The 24,132-nt window shown below is 71.6% G+C and carries 28 protein-coding genes; 15 read left to right on the forward strand and 13 right to left on the reverse strand.

Going from position 1 to position 24,132, the window contains the following annotated elements; genetic code table 11:
• Positions 1-10: 10 nt before the first annotated feature.
• On the reverse strand, positions 11-466 hold the full coding sequence (locus IPT68_RS17090) for a Fur family transcriptional regulator (RefSeq protein WP_189701814.1): 456 nt from the start codon (positions 464-466) through the stop codon (positions 11-13).
• A 16-nt stretch (positions 467-482) separates the two neighbouring features.
• Complete coding sequence (locus IPT68_RS17095) at positions 483-1,058, reverse strand: FABP family protein (protein WP_189701813.1); 576 nt, start codon at positions 1,056-1,058, stop codon at positions 483-485.
• A 274-nt stretch (positions 1,059-1,332) separates the two neighbouring features.
• Here IPT68_RS17095 and IPT68_RS17100 point away from each other — a divergent pair, with 274 nt between their 5' ends.
• A complete protein-coding gene (locus tag IPT68_RS17100) occupies positions 1,333-1,695 on the forward strand; it encodes a DsrE family protein (protein WP_189701812.1) in 363 nt (120 codons plus the stop codon).
• Here IPT68_RS17100 and IPT68_RS17105 read toward each other — a convergent pair.
• The 9 genes from IPT68_RS17105 to IPT68_RS17140 all read right to left on the reverse strand — a co-directional run bounded on the left by IPT68_RS17105 (position 1,689) and on the right by IPT68_RS17140 (position 7,358).
• On the reverse strand, positions 1,689-2,087 hold the full coding sequence (locus tag IPT68_RS17105) for a VOC family protein (protein ID WP_189701811.1): 399 nt from the start codon (positions 2,085-2,087) through the stop codon (positions 1,689-1,691). The genes IPT68_RS17100 and IPT68_RS17105 overlap by 7 nt on opposite strands.
• A 10-nt stretch (positions 2,088-2,097) precedes the next feature.
• Positions 2,098-2,358, reverse strand: coding sequence for a DUF3099 domain-containing protein (locus tag IPT68_RS17110; protein ID WP_189701810.1), 261 nt, complete (start codon positions 2,356-2,358; stop codon positions 2,098-2,100).
• A 98-nt stretch (positions 2,359-2,456) separates the two neighbouring features.
• Positions 2,457-2,747: a DUF1416 domain-containing protein gene (locus tag IPT68_RS17115; protein ID WP_189701809.1), complete on the reverse strand. Its 291-nt coding sequence runs from the start codon at positions 2,745-2,747 to the stop codon at positions 2,457-2,459.
• A gap of 45 nt (positions 2,748-2,792) precedes the next feature.
• The gene (locus tag IPT68_RS17120; protein ID WP_189701808.1) at positions 2,793-3,632 is read right to left on the reverse strand and encodes a sulfurtransferase; all 840 of its coding nucleotides are present in this window, start codon (positions 3,630-3,632) and stop codon (positions 2,793-2,795) included.
• 126 nt (positions 3,633-3,758) lie between these two features.
• Positions 3,759-3,839 carry an Ms5788A family Cys-rich leader peptide gene (locus tag IPT68_RS35015; RefSeq protein ID WP_350751515.1) on the reverse strand — a complete coding sequence of 27 codons (81 nt, stop codon included), beginning with the start codon at positions 3,837-3,839 and terminating at the stop codon, positions 3,759-3,761.
• A 196-nt stretch (positions 3,840-4,035) separates the two neighbouring features.
• Positions 4,036-4,767 (reverse strand): LmeA family phospholipid-binding protein, encoded by a 732-nt coding sequence (locus tag IPT68_RS17125; protein ID WP_189701807.1) that lies wholly within the window; start codon positions 4,765-4,767, stop codon positions 4,036-4,038.
• 97 nt (positions 4,768-4,864) lie between these two features.
• Complete coding sequence (locus IPT68_RS17130; RefSeq protein ID WP_194073986.1) at positions 4,865-6,196, reverse strand: hypothetical protein; 1,332 nt, start codon at positions 6,194-6,196, stop codon at positions 4,865-4,867.
• Between the two features lie 8 nt (positions 6,197-6,204).
• Positions 6,205-6,459: a MoaD/ThiS family protein gene (locus IPT68_RS17135; protein WP_189701805.1), complete on the reverse strand. Its 255-nt coding sequence runs from the start codon at positions 6,457-6,459 to the stop codon at positions 6,205-6,207.
• A gap of 47 nt (positions 6,460-6,506) precedes the next feature.
• Positions 6,507-7,358 carry an alpha/beta hydrolase gene (locus IPT68_RS17140; protein ID WP_189701804.1) on the reverse strand — a complete coding sequence of 284 codons (852 nt, stop codon included), beginning with the start codon at positions 7,356-7,358 and terminating at the stop codon, positions 6,507-6,509.
• A gap of 181 nt (positions 7,359-7,539) precedes the next feature.
• Between IPT68_RS17140 and IPT68_RS17145 the strand changes: the two genes are divergently transcribed.
• From IPT68_RS17145 to IPT68_RS17170, 6 genes are all read left to right on the forward strand, one after another.
• Entirely contained in the window at positions 7,540-8,313 is a 774-nt protein-coding gene (locus IPT68_RS17145; protein ID WP_189701803.1) for a winged helix-turn-helix transcriptional regulator, read from the forward strand.
• A 139-nt stretch (positions 8,314-8,452) separates the two neighbouring features.
• Positions 8,453-9,475, forward strand: coding sequence for a LacI family DNA-binding transcriptional regulator (locus tag IPT68_RS17150; protein WP_189701802.1), 1,023 nt, complete (start codon positions 8,453-8,455; stop codon positions 9,473-9,475).
• Positions 9,476-9,602: 127 nt separating this feature from the next.
• The gene (locus tag IPT68_RS17155; RefSeq protein WP_373300749.1) at positions 9,603-10,682 is read left to right on the forward strand and encodes a S1C family serine protease; all 1,080 of its coding nucleotides are present in this window, start codon (positions 9,603-9,605) and stop codon (positions 10,680-10,682) included.
• 37 nt (positions 10,683-10,719) lie between these two features.
• Positions 10,720-10,926: a hypothetical protein gene (locus IPT68_RS17160; RefSeq protein ID WP_189701800.1), complete on the forward strand. Its 207-nt coding sequence runs from the start codon at positions 10,720-10,722 to the stop codon at positions 10,924-10,926.
• Positions 10,927-11,035: 109 nt separating this feature from the next.
• Positions 11,036-11,773 carry a response regulator transcription factor gene (locus IPT68_RS17165; RefSeq protein ID WP_189701799.1) on the forward strand — a complete coding sequence of 246 codons (738 nt, stop codon included), beginning with the start codon at positions 11,036-11,038 and terminating at the stop codon, positions 11,771-11,773.
• Entirely contained in the window at positions 11,770-13,221 is a 1,452-nt protein-coding gene (locus IPT68_RS17170; protein WP_189701798.1) for a HAMP domain-containing sensor histidine kinase, read from the forward strand. Before IPT68_RS17165 ends, IPT68_RS17170 begins: the two co-directional genes overlap by 4 nt.
• Positions 13,222-13,836: 615 nt before the next feature.
• Here IPT68_RS17170 and IPT68_RS17175 read toward each other — a convergent pair.
• The gene (locus IPT68_RS17175; protein WP_189701797.1) at positions 13,837-15,636 is read right to left on the reverse strand and encodes a bifunctional metallophosphatase/5'-nucleotidase; all 1,800 of its coding nucleotides are present in this window, start codon (positions 15,634-15,636) and stop codon (positions 13,837-13,839) included.
• 189 nt (positions 15,637-15,825) lie between these two features.
• Here IPT68_RS17175 and mshD point away from each other — a divergent pair, with 189 nt between their 5' ends.
• From mshD to IPT68_RS17210, 7 genes are all read left to right on the forward strand, one after another.
• Positions 15,826-16,758, forward strand: a complete 933-nt coding sequence (mshD, locus tag IPT68_RS17180; RefSeq protein ID WP_189701796.1) for a mycothiol synthase — start codon at positions 15,826-15,828, stop codon at positions 16,756-16,758.
• 103 nt (positions 16,759-16,861) lie between these two features.
• Positions 16,862-17,278, forward strand: a complete 417-nt coding sequence (locus tag IPT68_RS17185) for a GntR family transcriptional regulator (RefSeq protein WP_189701795.1) — start codon at positions 16,862-16,864, stop codon at positions 17,276-17,278.
• Positions 17,279-17,614: 336 nt separating this feature from the next.
• Positions 17,615-19,846 (forward strand): RNA degradosome polyphosphate kinase, encoded by a 2,232-nt coding sequence (locus IPT68_RS17190; protein ID WP_189701794.1) that lies wholly within the window; start codon positions 17,615-17,617, stop codon positions 19,844-19,846.
• Positions 19,827-20,990, forward strand: coding sequence for a CHAD domain-containing protein (locus IPT68_RS17195; RefSeq protein ID WP_189701793.1), 1,164 nt, complete (start codon positions 19,827-19,829; stop codon positions 20,988-20,990). Before IPT68_RS17190 ends, IPT68_RS17195 begins: the two co-directional genes overlap by 20 nt.
• Positions 20,987-21,439 (forward strand): NUDIX hydrolase, encoded by a 453-nt coding sequence (locus IPT68_RS17200; protein WP_189701840.1) that lies wholly within the window; start codon positions 20,987-20,989, stop codon positions 21,437-21,439. Before IPT68_RS17195 ends, IPT68_RS17200 begins: the two co-directional genes overlap by 4 nt.
• A gap of 399 nt (positions 21,440-21,838) precedes the next feature.
• Entirely contained in the window at positions 21,839-22,675 is an 837-nt protein-coding gene (locus IPT68_RS17205; protein WP_189701792.1) for a hypothetical protein, read from the forward strand.
• An 85-nt stretch (positions 22,676-22,760) separates the two neighbouring features.
• Positions 22,761-22,943 (forward strand): hypothetical protein, encoded by a 183-nt coding sequence (locus IPT68_RS17210; protein WP_189701791.1) that lies wholly within the window; start codon positions 22,761-22,763, stop codon positions 22,941-22,943.
• 23 nt (positions 22,944-22,966) lie between these two features.
• Here IPT68_RS17210 and IPT68_RS17215 read toward each other — a convergent pair whose 3' ends face one another.
• Positions 22,967-23,296, reverse strand: a complete 330-nt coding sequence (locus tag IPT68_RS17215; RefSeq protein WP_228039734.1) for a metal-sensitive transcriptional regulator — start codon at positions 23,294-23,296, stop codon at positions 22,967-22,969.
• Between the two features lie 214 nt (positions 23,297-23,510).
• Here IPT68_RS17215 and IPT68_RS17220 point away from each other — a divergent pair, with 214 nt between their 5' ends.
• Positions 23,511-24,131, forward strand: a complete 621-nt coding sequence (locus IPT68_RS17220) for a DUF47 domain-containing protein (RefSeq protein ID WP_053759661.1) — start codon at positions 23,511-23,513, stop codon at positions 24,129-24,131.
• The last annotated feature ends 1 nt before the right edge of the window (position 24,132 follow it).

Consider the following 24,132-nt stretch of genomic DNA (forward strand, 5'->3'; position numbering starts at 1 on the left):
ACGCCTAAGCCTACGACTCGGTAGTTGAACTCTTGCCAGTCGTACTGTCGGACGCCGCGCAGTCCTTGCACCGGCCGAAGATCGCGAAGTGCTTCATGTCGGTGTCGAACCCGAACGTCTCGCGCAGCTTGACGGTGAACTCGGCGGCCACGGAGACGTCCGCCTCGATGACCTTGGTGCAGTCGCGGCAGACGAGGTGCAGATGGTGGTGCCGGTCGGCGAGGTGGTACGTCGGCGCCCCGTGGCCGAGGTGGGCGTGGCTGACCAGCCCGAGCTCCTCCAGGAGCTCCAGGGTGCGGTAGACGGTGGAAATGTTGACCCCCGACGCCGTCCTGCGCACTTCCGCCAGGATGTCGTCGGGGGTCGCGTGCTCCAGGGTGTCCACGGCTTCGAGCACGAGTTGCCGCTGCGGCGTCAGCCGGTAGCCGCGCTGCCTGAGGTCGCTCTTCCAGTCGGTGCTCACCACACCCACGAGTCTATGGCTACTTGAAGAAAGCGATCCCGTCGTCCGGCAGGTCGTCCGGGAGGGCCTTCGCCCAGCGCTCGACGTCCTCCGGGGTGACGACCTTCTTCAGCTGGGCCGACATGTACGGCCGCAGCTCGACCTCAGGGGTCTGCTTCTCGCCGACCCACATCAGGTCGCCCTTGACGTAGCCGTACAGCCGCTTGCCGCCGCTGTACGGGCGGGAGGCCGCCGTGCGCGCGACCGCGTCCGTGACCAGGTCGATCTGCGGCTTCTGGTCGGCCAGCTCGCCGTACCAGACCTCGATGACACCGTCGTCGCGGGTCATCGTGACCTCGACCTTGCGGTCGGCGTCGACGCGCCAGAAGCCGTGCTCCGACTCCAGCGGCCTGACCTTGTTGCCGTCCTTGTCGAGCACCCAGGTGTGCGAGTGGTACTCCAGGAAGTCCCGGCCGTCGTGCGTGAAGGTGACCTCCTGCCCGAAGTTGCACTTCTCGGCGCCGGGGAAGTCGTGCACGCCCGCGCCCGCCCAATTGCCGAGCAGGAAGACGAGGGGGACGAGGTCCTTGTGGAGGTCGGACGGGATCTCGATCATGAGCAGCTCAGACGTCTCGTACGGGTAGGGACGGGGTTCAGCGCTGGCCCTGGTACAGCTTCTTCACGGCCAGACCGGTGAAGGCGAGGACGCCGACGCAGACCAGGACCAACAGGACTTCGAAGAAGGCGATCACGGGATTGCTCCTTGGTGAGCGGGTTGCGTGGTGCACAAGGCCGTGCCCCAGCTTACGCGGCTGGGACACGGCCCTCCTTGTGAGGTACGCCCTTCGCCCCGGCCGCTGGCTCCGCAGGATCCTGATTACGATTCAGTCATGGCCAAGAAGCTGGTGATCAAGGTGACCGCGGGGGCCGATGCTCCTGAGCGGTGTTCGCAGGCGTTCACAGTCGCCGCGGTGGCCGTGGCGAGCGGGGTGGACGTGTCCGTCTGGCTGACCGGTGAGTCCGCCTGGTTCGCGCTGCCGGGGCGGGCCGCCGAGTTCGAGCTGCCGCATGCCGCGCCGCTGCCCGACCTGATCGACTCGGTCCTCACCTCGGGTCGCCTCACCCTGTGCACCCAGTGCGCGGCCCGCCGGGACATCACGGAGAAGGACGTCATCGAGGGCGTGCGGATCGCGGGGGCGCAGGTGTTCGTGCAGGAGGCGCTCGCGGAGGACACGCAGGCCCTCGTCTACTGAAGCGGCGGCTGAGGGGAATCCGTCCAGAGGCAGAAGGGGTGGCCCGAGGGGTCCAGAAGGACCCGTACGTCGCTCTGCGGCTGGTACTCGGCGAGGGTCGCACCCTCGGCCAGCGCCCGCGCGGTCTCCCCCGCCAGATCGTCGACCTCGACGTCGAGGTGGAGCATCATCTGCTGGTCGCCGGGGTGCCGGGTGGGCCAGACCGGACGCACGTACGCGGGCTCCGTCTCGAACGCCAGGGCCGTGCCCTCCGTGCCGGGCGGCGGGCCGATGAGCACCCAGTGGGGCTCCTCGCGGCGCACCGCGTACCCCAGCAGGCGGACGTAGAAGCCGGCCAGTTCGTGCGCGTCGTGCGCGTCCAGCACCACGGTGGACAGCCTTGCGGGCGACATGCCCGCCTTCCTACCGCGGCTTCTTCTTGCCGTCCAGCTCGTCCCACCACTCGTCGGACTGGGGGTCTCCGGAGGGGTCGTCCCACCAGCGGTCCTCCGGGCCCCGCCGGTTGGCGATCATCGCGGCGACGGGTGGGATCACCATGGCGACCACGCACATGCCGACGGCCGCCGGCGTCGACCACAGGCGCACGACTCCCCACGCCAGGACGAACAGGCCGATGCACAGGCCCATCATGGCGAAGTAGACGTGCCGTCGCCGCGCGTACATACCACCAGCGTAGATCCACGAACGCGGCTCCGCGCAGGCGAGAGGGCCGCGTCCCAGGTGTCCAACCCGCGGGACGCGGCCTCCGCCGGCGCCGTACCTCAGACCGCGATCGCGACCTCCGCCAGGCCACCCTGCTGGGCGACGACCGTGCGGTCGGCGGTGGCGCCCCCGGGGACGAGGGCGCGGACGGTCCAGGTGCCCTCGGCCGCGTAGAAGCGGAACTGGCCCGTCGCGGAGGTCGGCACCTCCGCCGTGAACTCGCCGGTCGCATCCAGCAGACGGACGTAGCCCGTCACCGGCTCGCCGTCCCGGGTCACCTGACCCTGGATGGTGGTCTCACCGGGCTTGATCGTCGAGGCGTCGGGGCCGCCGGCCTTCGCTCCACACATGTCCTTCTCCAAAGAGGGGTCTGACCGGAAGGTCGGTCGGGGTGGTTACTTGTTGGCGCCGAGCTCGATCGGCACGCCGACCAGGGAGCCGTACTCGGTCCAGGAGCCGTCGTAGTTCTTGACGTTCTCGACACCGAGCAGCTCGTGCAGCACGAACCAGGTCAGCGCGGAGCGCTCACCGATACGGCAGTAGGCGATGGTGTCCTTGGACAGGTCCACGTTCTCCTCGGTGTAGAGCTCCTTGAGCTCCTCGTCCGACTTGAAGGTGCCGTCGTCGTTGGCGTTCTTCGACCAGGGGATGTTGCGCGCGGTCGGGACGTGGCCCGGACGCTGCGACTGCTCCTGCGGCAGGTGCGCCGGGGCGAGCAGCTTGCCGGAGAACTCGTCGGGCGAGCGCACGTCGACCAGGTTCTGCGCGCCGATGGCGGCGACCACGTCGTCGCGGAAGGCGCGGATCGAGGTGTCCTGCGGCTTGGCCTTGTAGTCGGTGGCCGGGCGCTCCGGCACCTCCTCGACCAGCTCGCGGGCGTCCAGCTCCCACTTCTTGCGGCCACCGTCGAGCAGCTTGACGTTCTCGTGGCCGTAGAGCTTGAAGTACCAGTAGGCGTACGAGGCGAACCAGTTGTTGTTGCCGCCGTAGAGGATCACCAGCGTGTCGTTGGCGATGCCCTTCTCCGACAGGAGCTTCTCGAAGCCCGCCTGGTCGATGAAGTCACGGCGCACCGGGTCCTGGAGGTCCTTGGTCCAGTCGATCCGGATGGCGTTCTTGATGTGGTTCTTGTCGTACGCGGAGGTGTCCTCGTCGACCTCGACGACGGCGATGTTCGGGTCGTCCAGGTGCTCCTGCAGCCAGTCGGCGTCTACCAGGACGTCGCTGCGGCTCATGCTCTTCTCCTCCGGGGCAGTTGCGGCGGGGCGTGCGAGTGCGAAGGGGCGCGCGGGCCGACAGCGGCGCGGCACGCCAATGCCCTGAGCAGGGCAGGAAGTGAACGCGGGAGTCGGGGCTTCCGCTCAGAAGGGGCGACAGAGCATGGCGGCAACGCGGCACAGGTCGACTGCCCGCCGCTTCGTGAGATCCGCCTGTCGCTTCATGGCGTCGAGCTTAGGGACGGTCGGGCGGGCGTGTCACCGGCGTGTCGGATCATGAGACACGATTGTCCGGCATGTGGAATGACCGAAGCGCCCGAAGGCCGTGACACGACTCCCGGGCGCTTGTTGGTGCCGTCACTTCTGCGGTACGGACGTGGGCGTCTCGCCTGTCGGACGACCGGAGCGCATCCGGCGCGTCCTACCCGGCCAGCCGCACGTTCGAACCCTTCACCGAGATCTCCAACCCGTTCGGCGCCGCCTCGACCTTGTCCAGCTGGATGCCGCCGGGGAGGTCGTCGATGGCCTGCTGGAAGTCGGTTGTCTCCCGCATCGCGTTCTCGGCCAGGTTCAGGCCCGCCACGTCCGGCAGCGAGTCCGTGCGCACCTCGACGGTGTCGCCCTTGACGCCGACCGTGCTGAGCACCGACAGCTGCTCGGTGCCGATCACCGGGGCGTCGATCTCCAGGCCGACCTTGATCTTGCCGTTGCCGCCGTCGGCGAGGCTCACCACTCGGGCGGTGATGCCGGGCGCGACCTGCGTGGGCTCGGACTTCGAGGCCTTGAGCAGCTCGTCGTACGCGATGGTCGCCGTGCCGGTGGCGGAGGCGGCGGTGGCGGAGCCGAAGTCGCCGGAGAACTCGACGCCCCGCATGTGCGCCCGCAGGTCGTCGATCCGGATCCGCTCACCGTCGCCCGCGGCCGCCTCGTAGTCCTGGATGCCCACCTCGACGTCGTCCAGCGTGCCGCCGGCCACCTGGGTGAGGAACGGGAAGCCGTTGATGGACACCTCGGGTGTGCCGGCCAGGCCCTCGGAGGTGCGCAGCCGGTCCGCGACCTCGCCCTCGGCGAAGTTGACCGCGAGCCGGTCGGCGGCCACGAACAGGCCGCCCAGGATCACGACGACGATCAGAAGTATTCGCAGCGCGCGCATAATTCCCACCCAGCCGGTCGGTCACGGACGACGGTCACCGTAACGCCAAAGGGAACGCGCGCCGGGAATTTGTCGATCAGCTGTGACGCGCCGTCCGTCAGACCAGCGCCCGCCCCAGCACCCACAGCACCGGCGCCGCGGCGCTCAGCGGCAGGGCCACACCGGCCGTGAAGTGGACGAAACGGGAGGGGTAGTCGTAGCTCGCCACCCGGTGCCCGATCAGCGCGCACGCCCCGGCAGCCGCGCCGAGCAGCGCGCCCGCGTTGCCCACGCCGGTCGCCCCGCCCACCGCGATGCCCGCACCGGCCGCCGCGAGCAGCGCGACGACCACGGAGGCGGGCGTGGGCAGCGGCAGCGCGCGGGCCAGGACCGCCGCGGCGACCGCGACGGCGCCGACGGTCACCGCGTCCGGCTCGGCGGCCAGGTGGCCGGTCGCGACGATGGCCAGCGCGGCCGACACGACGGTCGCCATCAGGCCGTACATCCGCGTGTCCGGATCGGCGTGCGAGCGCAGTTGCAGCACCAGGGTCAGCAGCACCCACACCCCGAGCGTGCCCAGGATCGCGGAGGGCGCCTGCTCACGCCCCGCGACCAGCAGCGCCACGTCCGCGGTCACCCCGCCCGCGAACGCCAGCGCGATGCCCTGCCGAGCCGGCCACATCCCGTTCAGCCGGAACCAGCCCGCGGCCGTGACGGCCTGCAGCAGGACCAGCGGGACGAGCAGGGCGTACGAGGCGAGCGCCGCGCCCCCGGCCAGCAGCAGACCGAGCACCGCGGTGAGCGCGGCGGGCTGCAGTCCGGGCTCGATGATCGGCGACCGCCCCTCCAGCCGGGCCCGCTGAGCGGCCGTGAGCGGCTTCTCGGAACCCGCCGGAGCCTCCGGGGCCTCCGGCGCCGGCTGGGGCTGCTGGTACGGCTGCTGCGCCCACTGCCCGCTCTCCGGCGCCGGCTGCGGGACGCGCGGCGGGACCGGCTGGGCCTGCGTGTCCCAGGTCCGGCCGTCCCACCGCTGGGTGTGCTCGGCGGCGGGCGGCTGCTCCAACCGACCCTGCGGGTGATGCCGGCCCTGCTGGTACTGCGGCTGCCCCTGCGGGTAGGGGGACATCGCCTGCTGGTACTGCGACTGACCCTGCTGGTGCTGCGGGGTCTGCTGGTACTGCGACTGACCCTGCTGGTGCTGCGGGGTCTGCTGGTACTGCGACTGACCCTGCTGGTGCTGCGGGGTCTGCTGGTACTGCGACTGACCCTGCTGGTGCTGCGGGTACTGCTGCTGCGCCAGTCCCTGCTGATACTGCGGCTGCTGGTGTTCGGGCTGCTGCTGGTACTGGGGCTGCCCCTGCTGGTACCGGGGCTGTCCCTGCTGGTACGGGTCGTACCCGCCGTCGTACGGCCCCTCGTACGGCCCGCCCTCGTACGGCTGGTTGCTCATCGGTGTGGTCACCCTCCTGCGAACGGCGGGAGCACCTCGACCGTGCCGCCCTCGGCCAGCCGTACCGTCTCATGCCCGCGGGTGCCCACGGGGGCACCGTCGACGAGGAACGAGCATCGCTGCAGGACGCGCACCAGTTCACCGGGGTGTCGCTCGCGCACCGCGGCGAGCGCCTCGGCGAGCGTGCCCGCGTCGAACGGCTCCTCGGCGATCCCGGCCGCGGCCTTCGCGGCCGCCCAGTAGCGCACCGTGACCTTTGCCATCTCGTCCTCAAGTCAATCGGCAGAACCTGGCTGTGAACACCGCCAGGCTAGCCCGCCGCACCGACGGCCCAGTCCCCGATCCGGGCCAGGAGCGCGTCGGTGGCCGCGTGCTCGGCGTGGCCCATGCCGGGCTCCAGCCAGAGTTCGCCGTGGTCACCGGCGGCCTCGGCCAGCATGCGAGGGTGATCGACGGGGAAGTAGCCGTCGCGGTCGCCGTGCACGACGAGCAGCGGCGTCGGCGCGATCCGGGGGACCGCCTCGACCGGCGAGAGGGGGACGGGGTTCCAGCCCCGGTGGTGGATCCGCGTGCGCAGGCCGTAGCGCCCGAGCAGACGGCCCTCGGGGCGGGTCACCAGCCAGTGGAGGCGGCGCATGGGCGCGGTGCCGCGGTAGTACCAGCGGGCCGGGGCGCTCACCGACACCACCGCGTCGGTCTGCCGGGCGTTCAGCGCCGCGTGCCGCAGGACCACCGAGCCGCCCATCGAGAAGCCGACGGTGACCACGCGCGCGTGCCCCTGTTCCCGCGCCCACGCCACGGCCGCCGCCAGGTCGAACACCTCGCGGTCGCCCACGGTCGAGCGTCCCCCGGACGCCCCGTGCCCCCGGAAGGAGAATGTGACCACGGCGCCGTACCGCGCGAGGACGCGGGCGATCCGGCGCACGTGCGGCTTGTCCGCGTCGCCGGTGAAACCGTGCGCCACGACGAACGCCGGATGGTCGAAGGGTGGCGCGGAGGTTTCGTATACGACCTCGCCCGGTTCGTATACGGCGTCGATCCGCACACCGTCGGCGGTGTGCAGGAACGTCCGCAAAGGTGCGGGTCTGGTCGCTCCGGACGTCTCATAGTGTGGACGAACCGTGGTGGAACGTGCCGCTTGGCCTGCCGGACCGTTGCTCATGTGGGCTATTCTGCTGGGCAGAGGACTCGGGCAGCGTAGCCCCCGGGTCCTTTTGTGCTTTCGGAAGCGTTGTATACGAGGCGGAGAACCGCAGGTGACCGCCGGTGTACGGGGCCCCGGGATCGCAGAGCAGTGCCGCACCGCACAACGTCCTCGCAGGGACCGAGGAGGAACCAGACGTATGAGTTCTCTGCTGCTCCTGACCAACGCTCTCCAGCCCTCGACGGAGGTGCTGCCCGCACTCGGCCTGCTGCTGCACAACGTGCGCGTGGCTCCGGCGGAAGGACCCGCTCTCGTCGACACCCCGGGTGCCGACGTCATTCTCATCGACGGCCGCCGGGACCTCCCCCAGGTCCGCAGCCTCTGCCAGCTGCTGCGCTCCACCGGCCCCGGCTGCCCCCTCGTCCTCGTCGTGACCGAGGGCGGCCTCGCCGCCGTCACCGCGGACTGGGGCATCGACGACGTACTCCTCGACACCGCCGGCCCCGCCGAGGTGGAGGCGCGTCTGCGCCTGGCCATGGGCCGCCAGCAGATCGTCAACGACGACTCCCCGATGGAGATCCGCAACGGCGACCTGTCGGTGGACGAGGCGACCTACAGCGCCAAGCTCAAGGGGCGCGTGCTGGACCTCACCTTCAAGGAGTTCGAGCTGCTCAAGTACCTCGCGCAGCACCCGGGCCGCGTCTTCACCCGCGCCCAGCTGCTGCAGGAGGTCTGGGGCTACGACTACTTCGGCGGTACCCGCACGGTCGACGTGCACGTACGGCGACTGCGCGCGAAGCTCGGACCCGAGCACGAGTCGCTGATCGGGACCGTCCGGAACGTCGGTTATCGATTCGTTACTCCGGAGAAGGTGGACCGCGCCGCGAGCGAGGCCAAGGCCGCCCGGGCGAAGCCGGAGGATGCGGACGAGACGGCCGCGCTGGACGCCACCGAGGTCCGCGCCGACGCCTAGGGCCCGTCGTTCGGATCGCGCCGCGGGAGGGGTGGCGGGCGCGCGGGCGTCCCTCAGCAGGCGCGCCCGCTCCTGCGCGCGTACGGACAAGGCGCCGTACGCCCTGCCCAGAGCCGGTCCATCCGCGTAGACTCCGCGCGTGGCCAAGGTGACTCGGGATGATGTGGCACGGCTGGCGGGGACCTCCACCGCCGTGGTCAGTTATGTCATCAACAACGGACCCCGGCCGGTCGCCCCGGCCACGCGCGAGCGTGTCCTCGCCGCCATCAAGGAGCTGGGCTACCGGCCCGACCGGGTGGCCCAGGCGATGGCCTCCCGGCGCACCGACCTCATAGGCCTGATCGTCCCGGACGCCCGCCAGCCCTTCTTCGGGGAGATGGCGCACGCGGTCGAGTGGGCAGCGGCCGAGCGCGGGAAGATGGTGCTCGTCGGCAACTCCGACTACGTCGCCGAGCGCGAGGTCCACTACCTGCGGGCGTTCCTCGGGATGCGGGTCTCCGGCCTCATCCTGGTCAGCCACGCGCTGAACGACCTGGCCGCCGCCGAGATCGAGGCGTGGGACGCCCGGGTCGTGCTGCTGCACGAGCGCCCCGAGGCCATCGACGACGTCGCCGTCGTCACGGACGACCTGGGCGGCGCCCAGCTCGCCGTCCGCCATCTGCTGGAGCACGGCTACGACTACGTCGCCTGTATGGGCGGCACCGCGGACACCCCGGCCGTCGGCGACCCGGTCTCCGACCACGTCGAGGGCTGGCGGCGCGCCATGGAGGAGGCCGGGCTGCCGACCGAGGGACGGCTGTTCGAGGCGCCGTACAACCGCTACGACGCCTACCGGGTGGCCCTGGAGTTCCTGTCGGGGCCGGACCGTCCGCCCGCCGTCTTCTGCTCCACCGACGACCAGGCCATCGGCCTGCTGCGCGCGGCGCGCGAGCTGCGGATCGACGTGCCCGGGGAGCTGGCCGTGGCCGGTTTCGACGACATCAAGGAGGCGGCGCTCGCCGACCCGCCGCTGACCACGGTCGCGTCCGACCGGTCGACGATGGCCCGGGCGGCGGTGGACCTCGTCCTCGACGACGGGCTGCGCGTGGCCGGGTCGCGGCGCGAGCGGCTGAAGGTGTTCCCGTCACGGCTGGTGATACGGCGCTCCTGCGGCTGCGAGTGACCGCCGCATGAGACCTGTCTGAGAGGCCCCGGCGACCCGCGAGAAGCGGCTTTATATCGGGCATACGAGGTTCTGCCGGGCTTCTCAGGCAGCACTCAGGGAGCTCTCATGGTCGGGCGGGAAGCTCATGAACATGACCGAGAGCTTCCGCCGCGACGACGCGTACGAGCCCCACGAGAACCCGTACCAGGGCGTCCAGCAGCACGCCCCCTCTCCCGTCACCTCCTCTCCCGTCGACCCCGAGTGGCCGCCCCCGCCGTCGCACCGGCCGACGGCCGGGGCGCCGGGGCAGCAGCCGACGGCCCTCCTCGCGGAGCCCCTCGCCGCGCCGCCCCCGGCGAAGAAGCGCACCCGGGGGCCGGTCGGACTGCTGACCGCCGTCGCGATCGTCGCCGCGGCCGTCGGCGGCGGCACGGCGTACGGCATCCAGGAACTGGCCGGCACCGACACGGTGGCCTCCTCCAGTACCAGCACGAACGTCGTGCCGACCGGTCAGAAGGGCACGGTCGCCGGCGTCGCCAGGGCGGTCAGCCCGAGCATCGTCGAGATCAGCGCCACCTCCCACGCCGGCTCGTCCACCGGCTCCGGCGTGATCATCACCGGTGACGGCGAGATCATCACCAACAACCACGTGATCTCCGGCGCCTCCCGGATCACGGTGACGACCAACGACGGCAAGGAGTACACCGCGCAGGTCGTCGGCACCGACAGCAGCAAGGACCTCGCCCTGATCAAGCTGGAGGACGCCTCCGGCCTGAAGGCGGCGACCCTTGGCGACTCCGACGGCGTGCAGGTCGGCGACGAGGTCGTGGCGATCGGCTCGCCCGAGGGCCTGACCGGCACCGTCACCAGCGGCATCGTCTCCGCGCTGGACCGCGACGTGACCGTCTCCACGGACGAGGGTCAGCAGCAACAGCAGCAACAGGGCGGCGGCTGGCCGTTCGAGTTCGGCGGCCAGGAGTTCAACGGCGACACCGGGTCGTCCACGACGACGTACAAGGCGCTCCAGACCGACGCCTCCCTCAACCCCGGCAACTCCGGCGGCGCGCTCATCGACACGAACGGCAACATCATCGGGATCAACTCCGCGATGTACTCGGCGGCGGACTCGTCCTCCGACGCGGGCAGCGTGGGCCTCGGCTTCGCCATCCCGATCAACACGGTCAAGGCCGACCTGGCGAAGCTGCGGGCCGGCTCCACGGACTGAGGCCAAGAACTCGACCCACCGAACAAGGGAGCAGAACATGATGAAGCACGTTTCGCACCACGTGACCCGTGTCGGCCTGACCGGCCCCGCCGTGGCCCTCGGCGTGGCGGACGAGCTGCACGCGCCGACGGCACCGGCCGGGGCGCCGGAGGTGGCCCCGCAGATGATGGGCCTGCGCACTACTGCCACCCGTCCGCACCGCCGCAAGGTGACGCTGAATCGTCTCTCCGCGATGCACGGCTGATCTCACCCGGCCCGTCTTCTCCACGCGCCGACCAGGAGGCATGCGAGGCTGAAGGCGTTCAGTACGTCCAGTCCGCCGCCCCGCCCCACCGCACCCGAGGAACCCGAGCATGAGCCCCGCCGAAGGCGACCGTGACCCCCAGCGCATTCTCATCGTCGACGACGAGCCGGCGGTGCGCGAAGCTCTCCAGCGCAGCCTCGCGTTCGAGGGCTACGACACGGAGGTCGCGGTCGACGGCGCGGACGCCCTGGAGAAGGCGACCGCGTACCGGCCCGACCTGGTCGTCCTCGACATCCAGATGCCCCGCATGGACGGCCTGACCGCCGCACGCCGCATCCGCGGCGCCGGCGACACCACGCCCATCCTGATGCTGACGGCCCGCGACACGGTCGGCGACCGGGTGACGGGCCTGGACGCCGGGGCGGACGACTACCTGGTCAAGCCCTTCGAGCTGGACGAGCTGTTCGCCCGTATCCGCGCGCTGCTGCGCCGCAGCTCCTACGCCGCCGCGGTGGCCGGCGCCGGCGCGGAGGAGGACGAGGCCCTGGTCTTCGCCGACCTGCGCATGGACCTCGCGACGCGCGAGGTCACGCGGGGCGCTCGGCCGGTGGAGCTGACGCGCACGGAGTTCACGCTCCTTGAGATGTTCATGGCCCATCCGCGCCAGGTGCTCACCCGGGAGCAGATCCTGAAGGCGGTGTGGGGCTTCGACTTCGAGCCGTCGTCGAACTCGCTGGACGTGTACGTGATGTACCTGCGCCGCAAGACGGAGGCGGGCGGCGAGCCGCGGCTCGTCCACACGGTGCGCGGGGTGGGGTACGTCCTGCGGCAGGGCGGCGCGGAGTGAACCGGCTCGGACGCCGCTTCCGCGCCCTGCCGATCCGCTCCCGGCTGGCCCTGCTGGTGGCGGCGGCGGTGGCGTTCGCGGTCGCGGCGGTCTCGGTGAGCTGCTGGTTCGTGGTGCGGGGCAAGCTGTACGACGCGATCGACAACGACCTGCGGTCGTCCGTCGGTGCCGTGAACCGGATCGAGGTCGCGGCGGCGCTCGGCGCGTGCGGGCAGTCCCCGGCGACCGGCCCGGTCGGGCCCCGGTACGACAGCTACGTCCAGATCGTGCGGTCGGACGGCGAGGCGTGCCCGTTCGCCGGTTCCGCGGGCACGGTCGTCGTGACCGACGGCGACATCGCCATGGCCAAGGCACCGCAGGAGCGCGGGGACACGCTGCGCACGGGCCAGACCAGCGACGGCGGTCCGGTCCGGGTGCTGACCACGGCGCTCGTGGTCAAGGTCGGCCCCGGCCAGCAGTACATCGCCGATGACTCCTCGTTGGTCGTCGGTATCTCCCTCAACGGCACGCAGCGCACCCTCAACGAACTCGCCCTGCTGCTGCTGATCGTCTCCGGCATCGGAGTGGTCGGCGCCGGAGCCGCCGGGCTCGCCGTGGCCCGTGCGGGTCTGCGCCCCGTCGACCGGCTCACGGACGCCGTGGAACACGTCGCCCGCACCGAGGACCTCAGCATCCGCATCCCGGTGGAGGACGACTCCGAGGACGAGGTCGCCCGGCTCTCCCGCTCCTTCAACTCCATGACGTCGGCGCTGGCCAGCTCCCGCGAGCTGCAGCAGCAGCTCATCGCGGACGCCGGCCATGAACTGCGCACCCCGCTGACGTCCTTGCGCACCAACATCGAACTGCTCACCCGCAGCGAGGAGACCGGCCGCCCCCTGCCCGAGGCCGACCGCAAGGCGCTGCTCGCCTCGGTCAAGGCCCAGATGACCGAACTGGCGGCGCTCATCGGCGACCTGCAGGAGCTGTCGCGGTCGGAGAGCCAGCGGGGCGAACGTGTGCAGGTGGTGTCGCTGGAGGACAGCGTCGAGTCGGCCCTGCGCCGCGCCCGGCTGCGCGGCCCGGAGCTGACGATCACGGCGGACGTGCGGCCGTGGTACGTACGGGCGGAACCGGCGGCGTTGGAGCGCGCGGTGGTCAACGTCCTCGACAACGCGGTGAAGTTCAGTCCGAACGGCGGCACGATCGAGGTCGCGGTGAACGACGGCGTCCTGACCGTCCGCGACCACGGCCCCGGCATCCCCGCCGACGAACTCCCGCACGTCTTCGACCGCTTCTGGCGCTCCCCCAGCGCCCGCGCCCTGCCCGGCTCGGGCCTCGGGCTGTCCATCGTGGCCCGTACGGTGCGGCAGGCCGGCGGCGAGGTGTCACTGAGCACGGCCGAGGGCGGCGGCACGGTCGTGACGATCCGCCTCCCCGGCGCCACGACCCCACCACCCGAGGCCCCGTGACCGCCCCGGCTCCGCGCCCCGAGGACGGACCGTCCCGGCCGGTCAGTCGGCCGGCCCCTGGCCCGGCGGCGAGGTGTCACTGAGCACGGCCGAGGGCGGCGGCACGGTCGTGACGATCCGCCTCCCCGGCGCCACGACCCCACCACCCGAGGTCCCGTAGCCGCCCCGGCTCCGCGCCCCGAGGACGGACCGTCCCAGCCCCATGGGCGTCGGCCGGTCAGTCGGCCGGCCCCTGGCCCGGCGGCGAGGAAAGGTCACCGGGCAGGGCGGCCGGCCGCCCTGCGGCACGGCCTCCTACGCGATCCGTGCCTCGACCGCCCCGGCCCCCACCAGCCCGGCGTACACCCCGTCGGCCCCCGGCACTTCCGTGTGCGTTCCCCACTTCCGCCAACCGGCCGTCGTCCATCACGAGGACGCGGTCGGCGTCGGGCGCCGGGGTCAGGTCGTGGGTGATCGTGGTGGTGGTGCGTCCCGTCATCAGCCGTCGCAGCGGCCGTACGAGCCGCCGCGCGGCCACCGCGTCGAGCCCCGCGGTGCGCGACCCCCGCCGACCGCCGGCGCACGGGCGGTCCGGTTCACCGCGGCCTTCCGACGGCGGTGAACCGGTCCGCGTCCCTAGCGCACGATCGTGATCCGGTTCGCCGCCGGCGGCGCGATCGGGCTGCCCGCCGAGGAGTTGGCCGTCAGGTACTTCTCCAGTGCCGTCAGGTCGTCCGCGCCGACGAGGTCGTTGGTGCCCTCACCCAGCGTGGGGAAGCCGTCGCCGCCGCCCGCGAGGAAGCTGTTGGTCGCGACGCGGTACACCGCCGACGGGTCGATCGCCGCGCCGTTCAGCCTGATGGAGTCCGTGACCACGCGGTCGGCGCCGCTCTTGGTCAGGTCCAGGGTGTAGGTCAGTCCGGCGGACGGCTGGAGCACCTTCGGCGCGGCCAGGTTGGCGCCGCTCACCTGCTCCTTGAGGATCTGGACCAACTGCGTGCCGGTGATGTCCTGGAGGTTGACGGTGTTGGCGAACGGCTGGACCGTGAAGCCCTCGGCGTAGGTCACCACGCCGTCGCCCTCACCGGCCTTGGCCGCGTACGTAAGGGGCGCCCGGATGCCGCCGGGGTTCATCAGCGCCAGGTCGGTCTCCGGGTCCAGCTCCTTGCCGTAGGCGAGCTGGGCGTCGGCGATCAGGTCGCCGAGCGGGGACTCGGTGCCCGTGTTGGTGATGTCGGCGGAGATGTGGCCGATGGCGCGGTTGCCGATGGGCGCGGCGAGGGTGTTCCACTCGCTGATCAGCTGCGTCATGTCGGGCGCCTTGGGGACGTCACGGGTGACCACGTGGTTCGCCGACTTCACGGACGTACGGGCGATGTCACCCGTCCACCGGTCGTACGTCAGGGTCGTGTCGGTGTAGAGACGGCCGAAGGAGGACGCCGAGGTGACCATGCGGGGCCTGCCCGACGGGTCGTTGATCGTGCACACGTACGCCGCGTGGGTGTGGCCGGTGACGAGCGCGTCGACCTGCGGGGTGACGTTCTTGGCGATGTCGACGATCGGGCCGGAGATGCCGTCGCCCGCGCCCGGCGAGTCGCAGTCGTAGTTGTACGCCGACGAGGCGGGGAAGCCGCCCTCGTGGACCAGGGCGACGATCGACTTCACGCCCTGCCGCTGGAGGACCCTGGCGTACTTGTTGATCGTCTCGACCTCGTCCTTGAAGGTGAGGCCCGCGACGCCCTCGGCGGAGACGATGTCCGGGGTGCCCTCCAGGGTCACGCCGATGAAGCCGACCTTGACGCCGTTCTTCTGCCACACCCAGTAGGGCTTGAGGATCGGCTTGCCGGTCTTGTCGTCGAGGACGTTGGCCGCGAGGTAGGGGAAGTCGGCGCCCTCGAACTCCTCGTCCGTGTAGCAGCCCTCGGTGGGGTGGCAGCCGCCGTACTGGAGGCGGCGAAGCTCCTTGGCGCCCTCGTCGAACTCGTGGTTTCCGACGCTCGTCACGTCCAGGTCGAGCTTGTTCAGCGCCTCGATGGTGGGCTCGTCGTGGAACAGGCCCGAGATGAGCGGGGAGGCGCCGACCATGTCGCCGCCGGCCGCGGTGATCGAGTACTTCTGGCCCTCGCGGGCCTGGCGCAGGTGCGTGGCGAGGTACTCGACGCCGCCCGCGTCGACGGTCGTGGTCGTGCCGTCCTCGTGCACCTCGGTGACGCGGCCCGAGGAGCCGGCCGGCGCTTCGAGGTTGCCGTGCAGGTCGTTGAAGGACAGCAGCTGCACGTCCTGGTAGCGGCCGGTCCGCTGGCCGCCGCGGTCGTCGTCGGCGCTCGCGGTCGACGGCAGTGCCGCCGCCAGCGCGCCGGCGGTGGCGAGTCCGGCGGCTGCGGCGAGCAGCCGGGTGGTACGTCGTCTGCGGTGCGGTCGAGGTGTGGCCGGCATGTGCCCCCCTGATGGGTCGGCTGAGGTTCCTGGGACGTGGCTCCGTCCCGCGGCAGCCTAAGGTCAACGCGCGTAGCGCGACAGGGGTTCGTGGTTACATCCTGGTATCCCACTGGTGGTCCGCCGCCCGTCGGCCGCTGCGCCGCCGGTGCCACCACTTCGCCGGGCCCGCCCCGTACCCTCGTAGGCATGACCAGCGACGACAGCGCACGGGCCGACGGCTCCCTCTCCCGTTCCATCGAGACTCGCGCCGCGCTCACCCCGGAGCAGACCGAGGCCGTACTCGACCTGCTCGCGGCGGCGGCGCGGTCCGACGGGCAGCAGGCGGTGTCCGAGCAGGGCCGGCTCCGGATCCGCGGCGGCGCCCGCGAGGGCGTGTCCCATCTGCTGCTCGTCGTCGGCGGCCAACTCCTCGGCTACGCCCAACTGGAGGACACCGACCCGGTCGAGGCGCCGGCCGCCGAGCTGGTCGTCCACCCCTCCCACCGCGGCCACGGGCACGGCCGCGCCCTCGGCTCCGCCCTGCTCGCCGCGTCCGGCAAGCGGCTGCGGCTGTGGGCGCACGGCGGCCACGCCGCGGCCCGGCACCTCGCCCAGGTGCTCGGCCTCACCCTGTTCCGCGAACTGCGGCAGATGCGGCGGCCGTTGACCGGTTTCGACCTGCCCGAGCCGGCCCTGCCCGAGGGCGTGACCGTGCGCGCCTTCGTGCCCGGGCAGGACGACGCGGCCTGGCTGGCCGTCAACGCCGCCGCGTTCGCCCACCATCCCGAGCAGGGCTCGCTCACCCAGCGGGACCTGGACGACCGCAAGGCCGAGCCGTGGTTCGACCCGGCGGGCTTCTTCCTCGCCTTCCGCGGCGACGAACTCGTCGGCTTCCACTGGACGAAGGTGCACGCCGAGGAACAACTGGGCGAGGTGTACGTGCTCGGTGTCGCGCCGGGCGCGCAGGGCACCGGGCTGGGCAAGGCGCTCACCTCGATCGGCCTGCGGCACCTGGCGGCGCAGGCGCTGCCGACGGCGATGCTGTACGTCGACGCCGACAACAAGGCGGCGGTGAGCGTCTACGAGCGGATGGGCTTCACGACGTACGAGACGGACCTGATGTACCGGACCGAGACGTGAGGCGTGTCCGCGCATGACCCCCGGAAGGGGGCGCCAATCTTGACGCCGCCCCCTCCTTTGCACCACCCTTTCACTACTCAATTAGTGAAAGGGTGGTGTCCGAGTGGTCGAGTACCGCATCGACCGGCGCAGCGGCGTCGCCACCTACGTCCAGATCGTCCAGCAGACCAAACAGGCCCTGCGGCTGGGCCTGTTGCGGCCCGGCGACCGGCTGCCCACGGCCCGTGAGGTCGTCGAGGCCACCGCCATCAACCCGAACACCGTGCTCAAGGCCTACCGCGAGCTGGAGCGCGAGGGCCTGGTCGAGGCGCGGCGCGGCCTCGGCACGTTCGTCCGGCGGTCGCTGGGCGCCGCCCCGGCCGACTCCCCGCTGCGGGCGGAGCTGGTGGCGTGGGCGGCACAGGCACGCGGGGCAGGGCTGGAGCGCGAGGACGTGGCCGCGCTGTTCGCCGCCGTCCTGGACGAGCAGTTCGCGGAAGAGTTCGCGGAACAGGGGCGGGGCGGGGACGGACAGCCGTGACCGACACGGTCACAGCAGGTTCGGCAGCCCTGGTGGCCCCACTGGCAACTGAAAGCCCACTCATCCCCTCAGTACCTATGGCCCCAATTGCCCCAGCGACCCCGGCAACGCCGGTCGCCCGAGCCGCCATGGACTCCGGGGAGCCGCCCCGCGCTATCCCGCACGTCATGTCTCCGTAACCATTGATTCAGCCAGGCTTGCGACGCTCGGCCAATGACGCCCGCTGTGCCAGAGCCTTCGCCGCCCCCCGAGGGCCGCGCGGGGACCGGGGCCGCGATGCTCCCGCCCGCCCGGTCCGACGCGCCCGTTTCGCCCCAGGCGCGGAACAATGGGGCCATGAGCCAGCAGAACGCCCCGGCAGAGGTCCAGCACGTACAGCCCTCGGTGGGCTCCATCGCCGCGCACCGCCCGCACACGGTCTCGGCCACGGTCTCCGACCTCGAACCCGACCTCGACTCCGACCTCGACGTCTACGAGGACGCGCGAGTGGACGGCGTCCAGCTGCCTCAGGGCCGGTTCCTCGACCGTGAGCGCAGCTGGCTGGCGTTCAACGAGCGCGTCCTGGAGCTCGCCGAGGACCCGAACACGCCGCTCCTGGAGCGCGCCAACTTCCTCGCGATCTTCGCCAGCAACCTGGACGAGTTCTTCATGGTCCGGGTGGCAGGGCTGAAGCGCCGCATCGCCACCGGCGTCGCCACCCGCTCCGCCTCCGGGCTCCAGCCGATGCAGGTCCTGGAGATGATCTGGGCCCGCTCCCGCGAGCTCATGGCCCGGCACGCCGCCTGCTACCACGAGGACGTCGCCCCCGCACTCGCGGACGAGGGCATCCACCTGGTCCGCTGGAGCGAGCTGACCGAGAAGGAACAGGCCCGCCTGTTCACCCTCTTCCGGCACCAGATCTTCCCGGTCCTGACCCCGCTGGCCGTGGACCCCGCGCACCCCTTCCCGTACATCTCCGGCCTCTCCCTGAACCTGGCCGTCGTCGTGCGCAACCCGGTCAGCGGCCACAAGCACTTCGCCCGCGTCAAGGTGCCCCCGCTGCTCTCCCGCTTCCTGGAAGCCGCCCCCGGCCGGTACGTCCCGCTGGAGGACGTCATCGCCGCGCACCTGGAGGAGCTCTTCCCGGGCATGGAGGTGCTGGAGCACCACGCCTTCCGGCTGACCAGGAACGAGGACCTGGAGGTCGAGGAGGACGACGCGGAGAACCTGCTCCAGGCCCTGGAGAAGGAGCTCATGCGGCGCCGGTTCGGCCCGCCGGTCCGCCTGGAGGTCGAGGAGTCCATCGACCGCGAGGTGCTGGACCTGCTGGTGCGCGAGCTGAAGATCAGCGAGGCCGAGGTCTACCCGCTGCCCGGCCCGCTCGACCTGACCGGCCTGTTCCGCATCCACAGCCTGGACCGGCCCGAGCTGAAGTACCCGAAGTTCATCGCCGGCACCCACCGCGACCTGGCCGAGGTCGAGTCCGCGTCCGCGCCCGACATCTTCGCCGCGCTGCGTGCCAGGGACGTCCTGCTGCACCACCCGTACGACTCCTTCTCCACCTCCGTGCAGGCGTTCCTGGAGCAGGCCGCGTCCGACCCGGACGTCCTCGCCATCAAGCAGACCCTGTACCGCACCTCCGGCGACTCGCCCATCGTGGACGCGCTGATAGACGCCGCCGAGTCCGGCAAGCAGGTCCTCGTCCTGGTGGAGATCAAGGCCCGCTTCGACGAGCACGCCAACATCAAGTGGGCGCGCAAGCTGGAGGAGGCCGGCTGCCACGTGGTCTACGGCCTGGTCGGCCTGAAGACCCACTGCAAGCTGTCGCTGGTGGTCCGCCAGGAAGGCGACACGCTGCGGCGGTACAGCCACGTCGGCACCGGCAACTACCACCCGAAGACGGCCCGCCTCTACGAGGACCTCGGCCTGCTCACCGCCGACCCGCAGGTCGGCGCGGACCTGTCCGACCTGTTCAACCGGCTGTCCGGCTACTCCCGCCGGGAGACCTACCGCCGGCTGCTGGTCGCCCCCAAGTCCCTGCGCGACGGCCTGATAGCGCGGATCAACAAGGAGGTCCAGCACCACCGTGCCGGACGTCCCGCCTACGTCCGCGTCAAGGTCAACTCGATGGTCGACGAGGCCGTCATCGACGCCCTGTACCGGGCGTCCATGGCGGGCGTGCCGGTCGACGTCTGGGTGCGCGGCATCTGCGCGATCCGGCCGGGCGTGACGGGCCTGTCGGAGAACGTCAGGGTCCGCTCGATCCTCGGCCGCTTCCTCGAACACTCCCGGATCTTCGCCTTCGGCAACGGCGGCGAACCAGAGGTGTGGATCGGCAGCGCCGACATGATGCACCGCAACCTCGACCGCCGTATCGAGGCGCTGGTCCGCGTCGTCGACCCGGCGCACCGCGCCGCGCTCAACCGGCTCCTCGAGACCGGCATGTCCGACTCCACCGCCTCCTGGCACCTGGGCCCGGACGGCGAGTGGAACCGGCACGCGACGGACGGCGACGGCGGGCCCCTGCGGAACGTCCAGGAGATGCTCATAGACGCCCGGAGGCGCCGGCGTGGCACAGCAACACCTTGACCCGACGGACCCGATGGCCGGGCCGTCCCCCAAGCTCTCGGCTTCGCTCGAGCAGGGAGCTGCCCCCACCGGCGACGCCCTCGCGGGCTACCTGCGCGCCCAGGCCACGGACTTCCTCCGCGCACTCCGCCAGCACCGGGAGACCGGTGGCGGAGCCGGCCACAACGGCTCGGAGGAGACCGTCGACGCGGCGCGAGCCCTGCGCCGCTCGGCCCGCCGCATCAGCGGCAGCCTGCACACGTTCCGTCCGCTGCTGGACACCGACTGGTCGGAGGGCATGCGCCCGGAACTGGCCTGGCTCTCCGGCACCCTGGCCCTGGAGCACGCCTACGCGGCTCGCCTGGAGCGGCTGCTCCAGGCCCTGCACCGGCTGTCGGGCGCGGCCTTCCCCAGCCAGTCGGCGGCCGGCCGCGCGGCGGCGGTCGGCGACGCGGCCGGTGTCGTCGCGGGCGGTCGTGGGGTCGGCACGGCCCCGGTGGGGGCGGCGCCTCCCACCGCCGGCCCTCCGGCGGCCCCCGAGCGCGGCAACCTCACCGTGGGCGCGGCCAAGGCGGGCGCACTGCTCGAACGCCAGCTCACCCTCGCCCGGACCCGGGCCCACTCCAGCGCCCTGCAGGCCCTCGGCTCCTCCCGCTTCCACGCGGTCGCCGACAAGGTCGCCGTACTGGCCAGCGAGGTGCCCCTCACCCCGGCCGCGGCCACCACCGACCTCCGCCCGCACGCGGCGGCGGCCGAGGAGCGCCTCACGGACGCGGTGGCCGCCCTGCCGCTGGTCACCGCGGGCCACCCGTACAACGCGGAGGCGCTGATCCACGGCCTGTCCCCGGACCCCGCCCCGCACCCGCAGGACGCCCCCTGGCACCAGGTCCGCCTCCTGCTGCGGCTGCACCGCTACGCCCGCGAGGTCCTCCACGGCGAGGCCCCCGTCGACGTCCGCCTGCTGGCCGCGGGACAGGCCCTCAACCGGCACCGCGACGCCTCCGAGGCGGCGGCGGCAGCGGCGGCGGCGGCCCGCACGCCGCGCATCGCGCCGGCGACCGCGTACGCGCTCGGCGTGCTGCACGCCGACCAGCGACACGAGGTCGAGGCGGCACGGTTCGCGTTCCAGCAGTCGTGGCAGAGGCAGACGGTGGGTACGTCCTGAACGCACGAGGGAGCGGTGAGCAGCGGCCGGACGGCACGAAGGACACCCCGGTCCAGGCGGCCGGCTGCGTCCTGTGGCGCCGCTCCGCCGTCGACGAGGGCCTGGAGATCTGCCTCGTCCACCGGCCCAAGTACGACGACTGGTCCCACCCCAAGGGCAAGCTGAAGCGCGGCGAGGACGCGCTGGCGGGCGCCTTGCGGGAGGTCGAGGAGGAGACCGGCTGCACCGCGGTGCCCGGCGCCGAGCTGCCCACCCTGCACTACATGGCGAACGGCCGCCCCAAGCAGGTCCGTTACTGGGCGGCCGAGGCCGCCTCGCACGGCTTCACGCCGAGCGACGAGGTCGACCGCATCCTGTGGCTGCCCCCCGCGGCCGCCCGGCTGCGCCTGACCCAGTTCCGCGACCGCGAACTGGTGGACGAACTACTGGCGACCATACGCCACGCGTGAGGTCCCCTGACGGTCGAGGGGACCGTCAGGATCCGGCCACATGCCCCGCCGCGTCCGTCCGGGCCTGACTCCGCGCCCGCCGCGCGGGACCGCGCCAGCCGCAGACACAGCGAGCCACGCAGAAGGGCCCCTGTTCGACCGTGCTGGTGCGATGCTCCGGATGGTCCTGACCTGGGGCGAACCGATCCTGCTCTGTCACTCCGGGAAGGTTACACAGCTCTGGTGAACGCCCGGTGAGCGCCTTCCACGGGCCCGCCCGGCCGCCCCCGCGCGTCCCTGCCGCACACTCCCCGCGCACGCCTCCACCACCCCACCGCCCGCGTGACGGCTCAACCTACCCCTCGTTAACCCGAACAACAGGGGGCCCGAGACGAACGTACGGCTGGGGGTAGGCAGGCGATGGCGGAGCAGTACGGCAGGACGAGCACAGCGGTCGTGGCGGCAGGGCTCACGGCCTGCGCCTGCCTCCTCGCCTCCGGGTGCACGAGCAGCGGCGCGGCCGCCGACGACGCCCGCCCCGCCGACCCGGTCCGCACCCTGCACGGAGCCGCCGACGCGCTGGTCGACGCGGGCACGTCCAAGGCCCGGACGTCGATGGAGATGGCGACCGGTGGCACCCGCGTCACCATCCGCGGCGAGGGCGTCTACGACTACACCCGCCGGCGCGGCGAGTTGAAGGTGCTGCTCCCCCAGGACCCGTCCGGCCAGACCGAGCACCGCCCGATCACCGCGCTGCTCGCGCCCGGCGCCCTGTACATGAAGAACCGGGGCGCCGGGGTCCCGGCGGACAAGTGGGTGCGCGTCGACACCGCGACGCTGTCCGACGGGAACCTGGTCACCGGCGGCGCCACGGACCCCTACGCCGCCGCGGAGGTGCTGCGCGGCACCCGCACGGCGACGTACGTCGGCCGCACCCGGGTCGCCGGCACCGCGGTGCACCACTACCGCGGCACCGCCGACCTCGCCAAGGCCGCCAGGACCGCCTCCTCCGGCGGCCGGGCCTCGCTCGCGGCGGCGGCGAAAGGGTTCGCCACCGCCGAGGTCCCGTTCGACGTGTTCCTGGACGACGAGGGCCGCATCCGCAAGATCCGGCACCGCTTCAGCTTCGTCAACGGCCGGCAGGAAGGCACCGTGGCGGTCGCGTCCACGACCCTGCTCTACGACTTCGGCGCCCCCGTCGACGTACGCCTGCCGCCCGAGAAGGACATCTACGCCGGCCGGATCGCCGAGGAGTGACCGGCGTGAACTAGCCCGTCCGTGCCATGCGCGTTGTGTAGGCCACTCCCTACTCTAGGAAGCCGGTGACGGCAGAGAAGAGGTGATGCACGTGGCTCCGGTCGGCGGTACGGCAGTTCAGGACCACGTGGCCCTCGCCGAGATCGAGCTGTGCGGAGAGCTGATCATCGCCGCCTCCGCGGCGGACGAGGACCGGCTGAGCCTGGCGAGCATCGACGAGGTCCTGAGGGTGGCCGAAGAGCGCGGGAACGGCTCCCCCGTGAGGTGACCCCTTGGGAGGTGAGCGAAAGCTCACGTCCGCAGCAGCCGCCCGATGGCCTTCGTGGCCTCCTCGACCTTGGCGTCGACCTCGTCCCCGCCCTTCAGCGCGGCATCGGCGACGCAGTGCCGCAGATGCTCCTCGAGCAGTTGCAGGGCGAAGGACTGGAGGGCCTTCGTGGAGGCGGACACCTGCGTGAGTATGTCGATGCAGTACACGTCCTCGTCGACCATCCTCTGCAGCCCGCGGATCTGTCCCTCGATCCTGCGCAGCCGCTTCAGGTGCTCGTCCTTCTGCTTGTGGTAGCCGTGGATGCCCCGGTCATGGTCGGTCACCACACCCTCGCCGGCCTCGGTGGTCATCGCGCACCCTCCATCCACATACCCCTGCTGGGTATATCGTACCGAATTTTGCTGGGTATACGGCCCTTGGCCGCTCCCCGGAGTCGACCACCGAACCGCCCCCGTACAGGTGCGCGGATTCCATGGGCGACACTGGGGGACGGCCCATTAGCCGTGGCCGGATGATGCGCCTAGCATCACCCTGACCGAAACCGATGCACCCCGAGGACCCCACGTGCGCTTTCGTCTGACCCCCAGGGAGACGAGCTTCTACGACATGTTCGCCGCGTCCGCGGACAACATCGTCACCGGCTCGAAACTCCTGATGGAACTGCTCGGGGCGGACGCTTCCGCCCGGGCCGAGATCGCAGAGCGCATGCGGGCAGCGGAACACGCCGGTGACGATGCCACGCACGCGATCTTTCACCAGCTGAACTCCTCGTTCATCACGCCCTTCGACCGCGAGGACATCTACTCCCTCGCGTCCTCCCTCGACGACATCATGGACTTCATGGAGGAGGCCGTCGACCTGGTCGTCCTCTACAACGTGGAGGAGCTCCCCAAGGGCGTCGAGCAGCAGATCGAGGTGCTCGCCCGCGCCGCCGAGCTGACGGCCGAGGCGATGCCGCACCTGCGCACCCTGGACAACCTCACCGAATACTGGATCGAGGTCAACCGCCTCGAGAACCAGGCCGACCAGATCCACCGCAAGCTCCTGGCCCACCTCTTCAACGGCAAGTACGACGCGATCGAGGTGCTGAAGCTCAAGCAGATCGTCGACGTCCTCGAAGAGGCCGCCGACGCGTTCGAGCACGTGGCGAACACGGTGGAGACCATCGCCGTCAAGGAGTCCTGAC

The organism is Streptomyces chromofuscus (genome assembly GCF_015160875.1).
GTDB classification, from domain to species: domain Bacteria; phylum Actinomycetota; class Actinomycetes; order Streptomycetales; family Streptomycetaceae; genus Streptomyces; species Streptomyces chromofuscus.

What these genes read in the sequence shown, in the direction of transcription:
- IPT68_RS17095 (WP_189701813.1), bottom strand. Translation starts at nt 1,058, where the DNA reads ATGATCGAGATCCCGTCCGACCTCCACAAGGACCTCGTCCCCCTCGTC.
- IPT68_RS17100 (WP_189701812.1), top strand. Translation starts at nt 1,333, where the DNA reads ATGGCCAAGAAGCTGGTGATCAAGGTGACCGCGGGGGCCGATGCTCCT.
- IPT68_RS17105 (WP_189701811.1), bottom strand. Translation starts at nt 2,087, where the DNA reads ATGTCGCCCGCAAGGCTGTCCACCGTGGTGCTGGACGCGCACGACGCG.
- IPT68_RS17110 (WP_189701810.1), bottom strand. Translation starts at nt 2,358, where the DNA reads ATGTACGCGCGGCGACGGCACGTCTACTTCGCCATGATGGGCCTGTGC.
- IPT68_RS17115 (WP_189701809.1), bottom strand. Translation starts at nt 2,747, where the DNA reads ATGTGTGGAGCGAAGGCCGGCGGCCCCGACGCCTCGACGATCAAGCCC.
- IPT68_RS17120 (WP_189701808.1), bottom strand. Translation starts at nt 3,632, where the DNA reads ATGAGCCGCAGCGACGTCCTGGTAGACGCCGACTGGCTGCAGGAGCAC.
- IPT68_RS35015 (WP_350751515.1), bottom strand. Translation starts at nt 3,839, where the DNA reads ATGAAGCGACAGGCGGATCTCACGAAGCGGCGGGCAGTCGACCTGTGC.
- IPT68_RS17125 (WP_189701807.1), bottom strand. Translation starts at nt 4,767, where the DNA reads ATGCGCGCGCTGCGAATACTTCTGATCGTCGTCGTGATCCTGGGCGGC.
- IPT68_RS17130 (WP_194073986.1), bottom strand. Translation starts at nt 6,196, where the DNA reads ATGAGCAACCAGCCGTACGAGGGCGGGCCGTACGAGGGGCCGTACGAC.
- IPT68_RS17135 (WP_189701805.1), bottom strand. Translation starts at nt 6,459, where the DNA reads ATGGCAAAGGTCACGGTGCGCTACTGGGCGGCCGCGAAGGCCGCGGCC.
- IPT68_RS17140 (WP_189701804.1), bottom strand. Translation starts at nt 7,358, where the DNA reads ATGAGCAACGGTCCGGCAGGCCAAGCGGCACGTTCCACCACGGTTCGT.
- IPT68_RS17145 (WP_189701803.1), top strand. Translation starts at nt 7,540, where the DNA reads ATGAGTTCTCTGCTGCTCCTGACCAACGCTCTCCAGCCCTCGACGGAG.
- IPT68_RS17155 (WP_373300749.1), top strand. Translation starts at nt 9,603, where the DNA reads ATGAACATGACCGAGAGCTTCCGCCGCGACGACGCGTACGAGCCCCAC.
- IPT68_RS17160 (WP_189701800.1), top strand. Translation starts at nt 10,720, where the DNA reads ATGATGAAGCACGTTTCGCACCACGTGACCCGTGTCGGCCTGACCGGC.
- IPT68_RS17165 (WP_189701799.1), top strand. Translation starts at nt 11,036, where the DNA reads ATGAGCCCCGCCGAAGGCGACCGTGACCCCCAGCGCATTCTCATCGTC.
- IPT68_RS17175 (WP_189701797.1), bottom strand. Translation starts at nt 15,636, where the DNA reads ATGCCGGCCACACCTCGACCGCACCGCAGACGACGTACCACCCGGCTG.
- mshD (WP_189701796.1), top strand. Translation starts at nt 15,826, where the DNA reads ATGACCAGCGACGACAGCGCACGGGCCGACGGCTCCCTCTCCCGTTCC.
- IPT68_RS17190 (WP_189701794.1), top strand. Translation starts at nt 17,615, where the DNA reads ATGAGCCAGCAGAACGCCCCGGCAGAGGTCCAGCACGTACAGCCCTCG.
- IPT68_RS17205 (WP_189701792.1), top strand. Translation starts at nt 21,839, where the DNA reads ATGGCGGAGCAGTACGGCAGGACGAGCACAGCGGTCGTGGCGGCAGGG.
- IPT68_RS17210 (WP_189701791.1), top strand. Translation starts at nt 22,761, where the DNA reads ATGCACGTGGCTCCGGTCGGCGGTACGGCAGTTCAGGACCACGTGGCC.
- IPT68_RS17215 (WP_228039734.1), bottom strand. Translation starts at nt 23,296, where the DNA reads ATGACCACCGAGGCCGGCGAGGGTGTGGTGACCGACCATGACCGGGGC.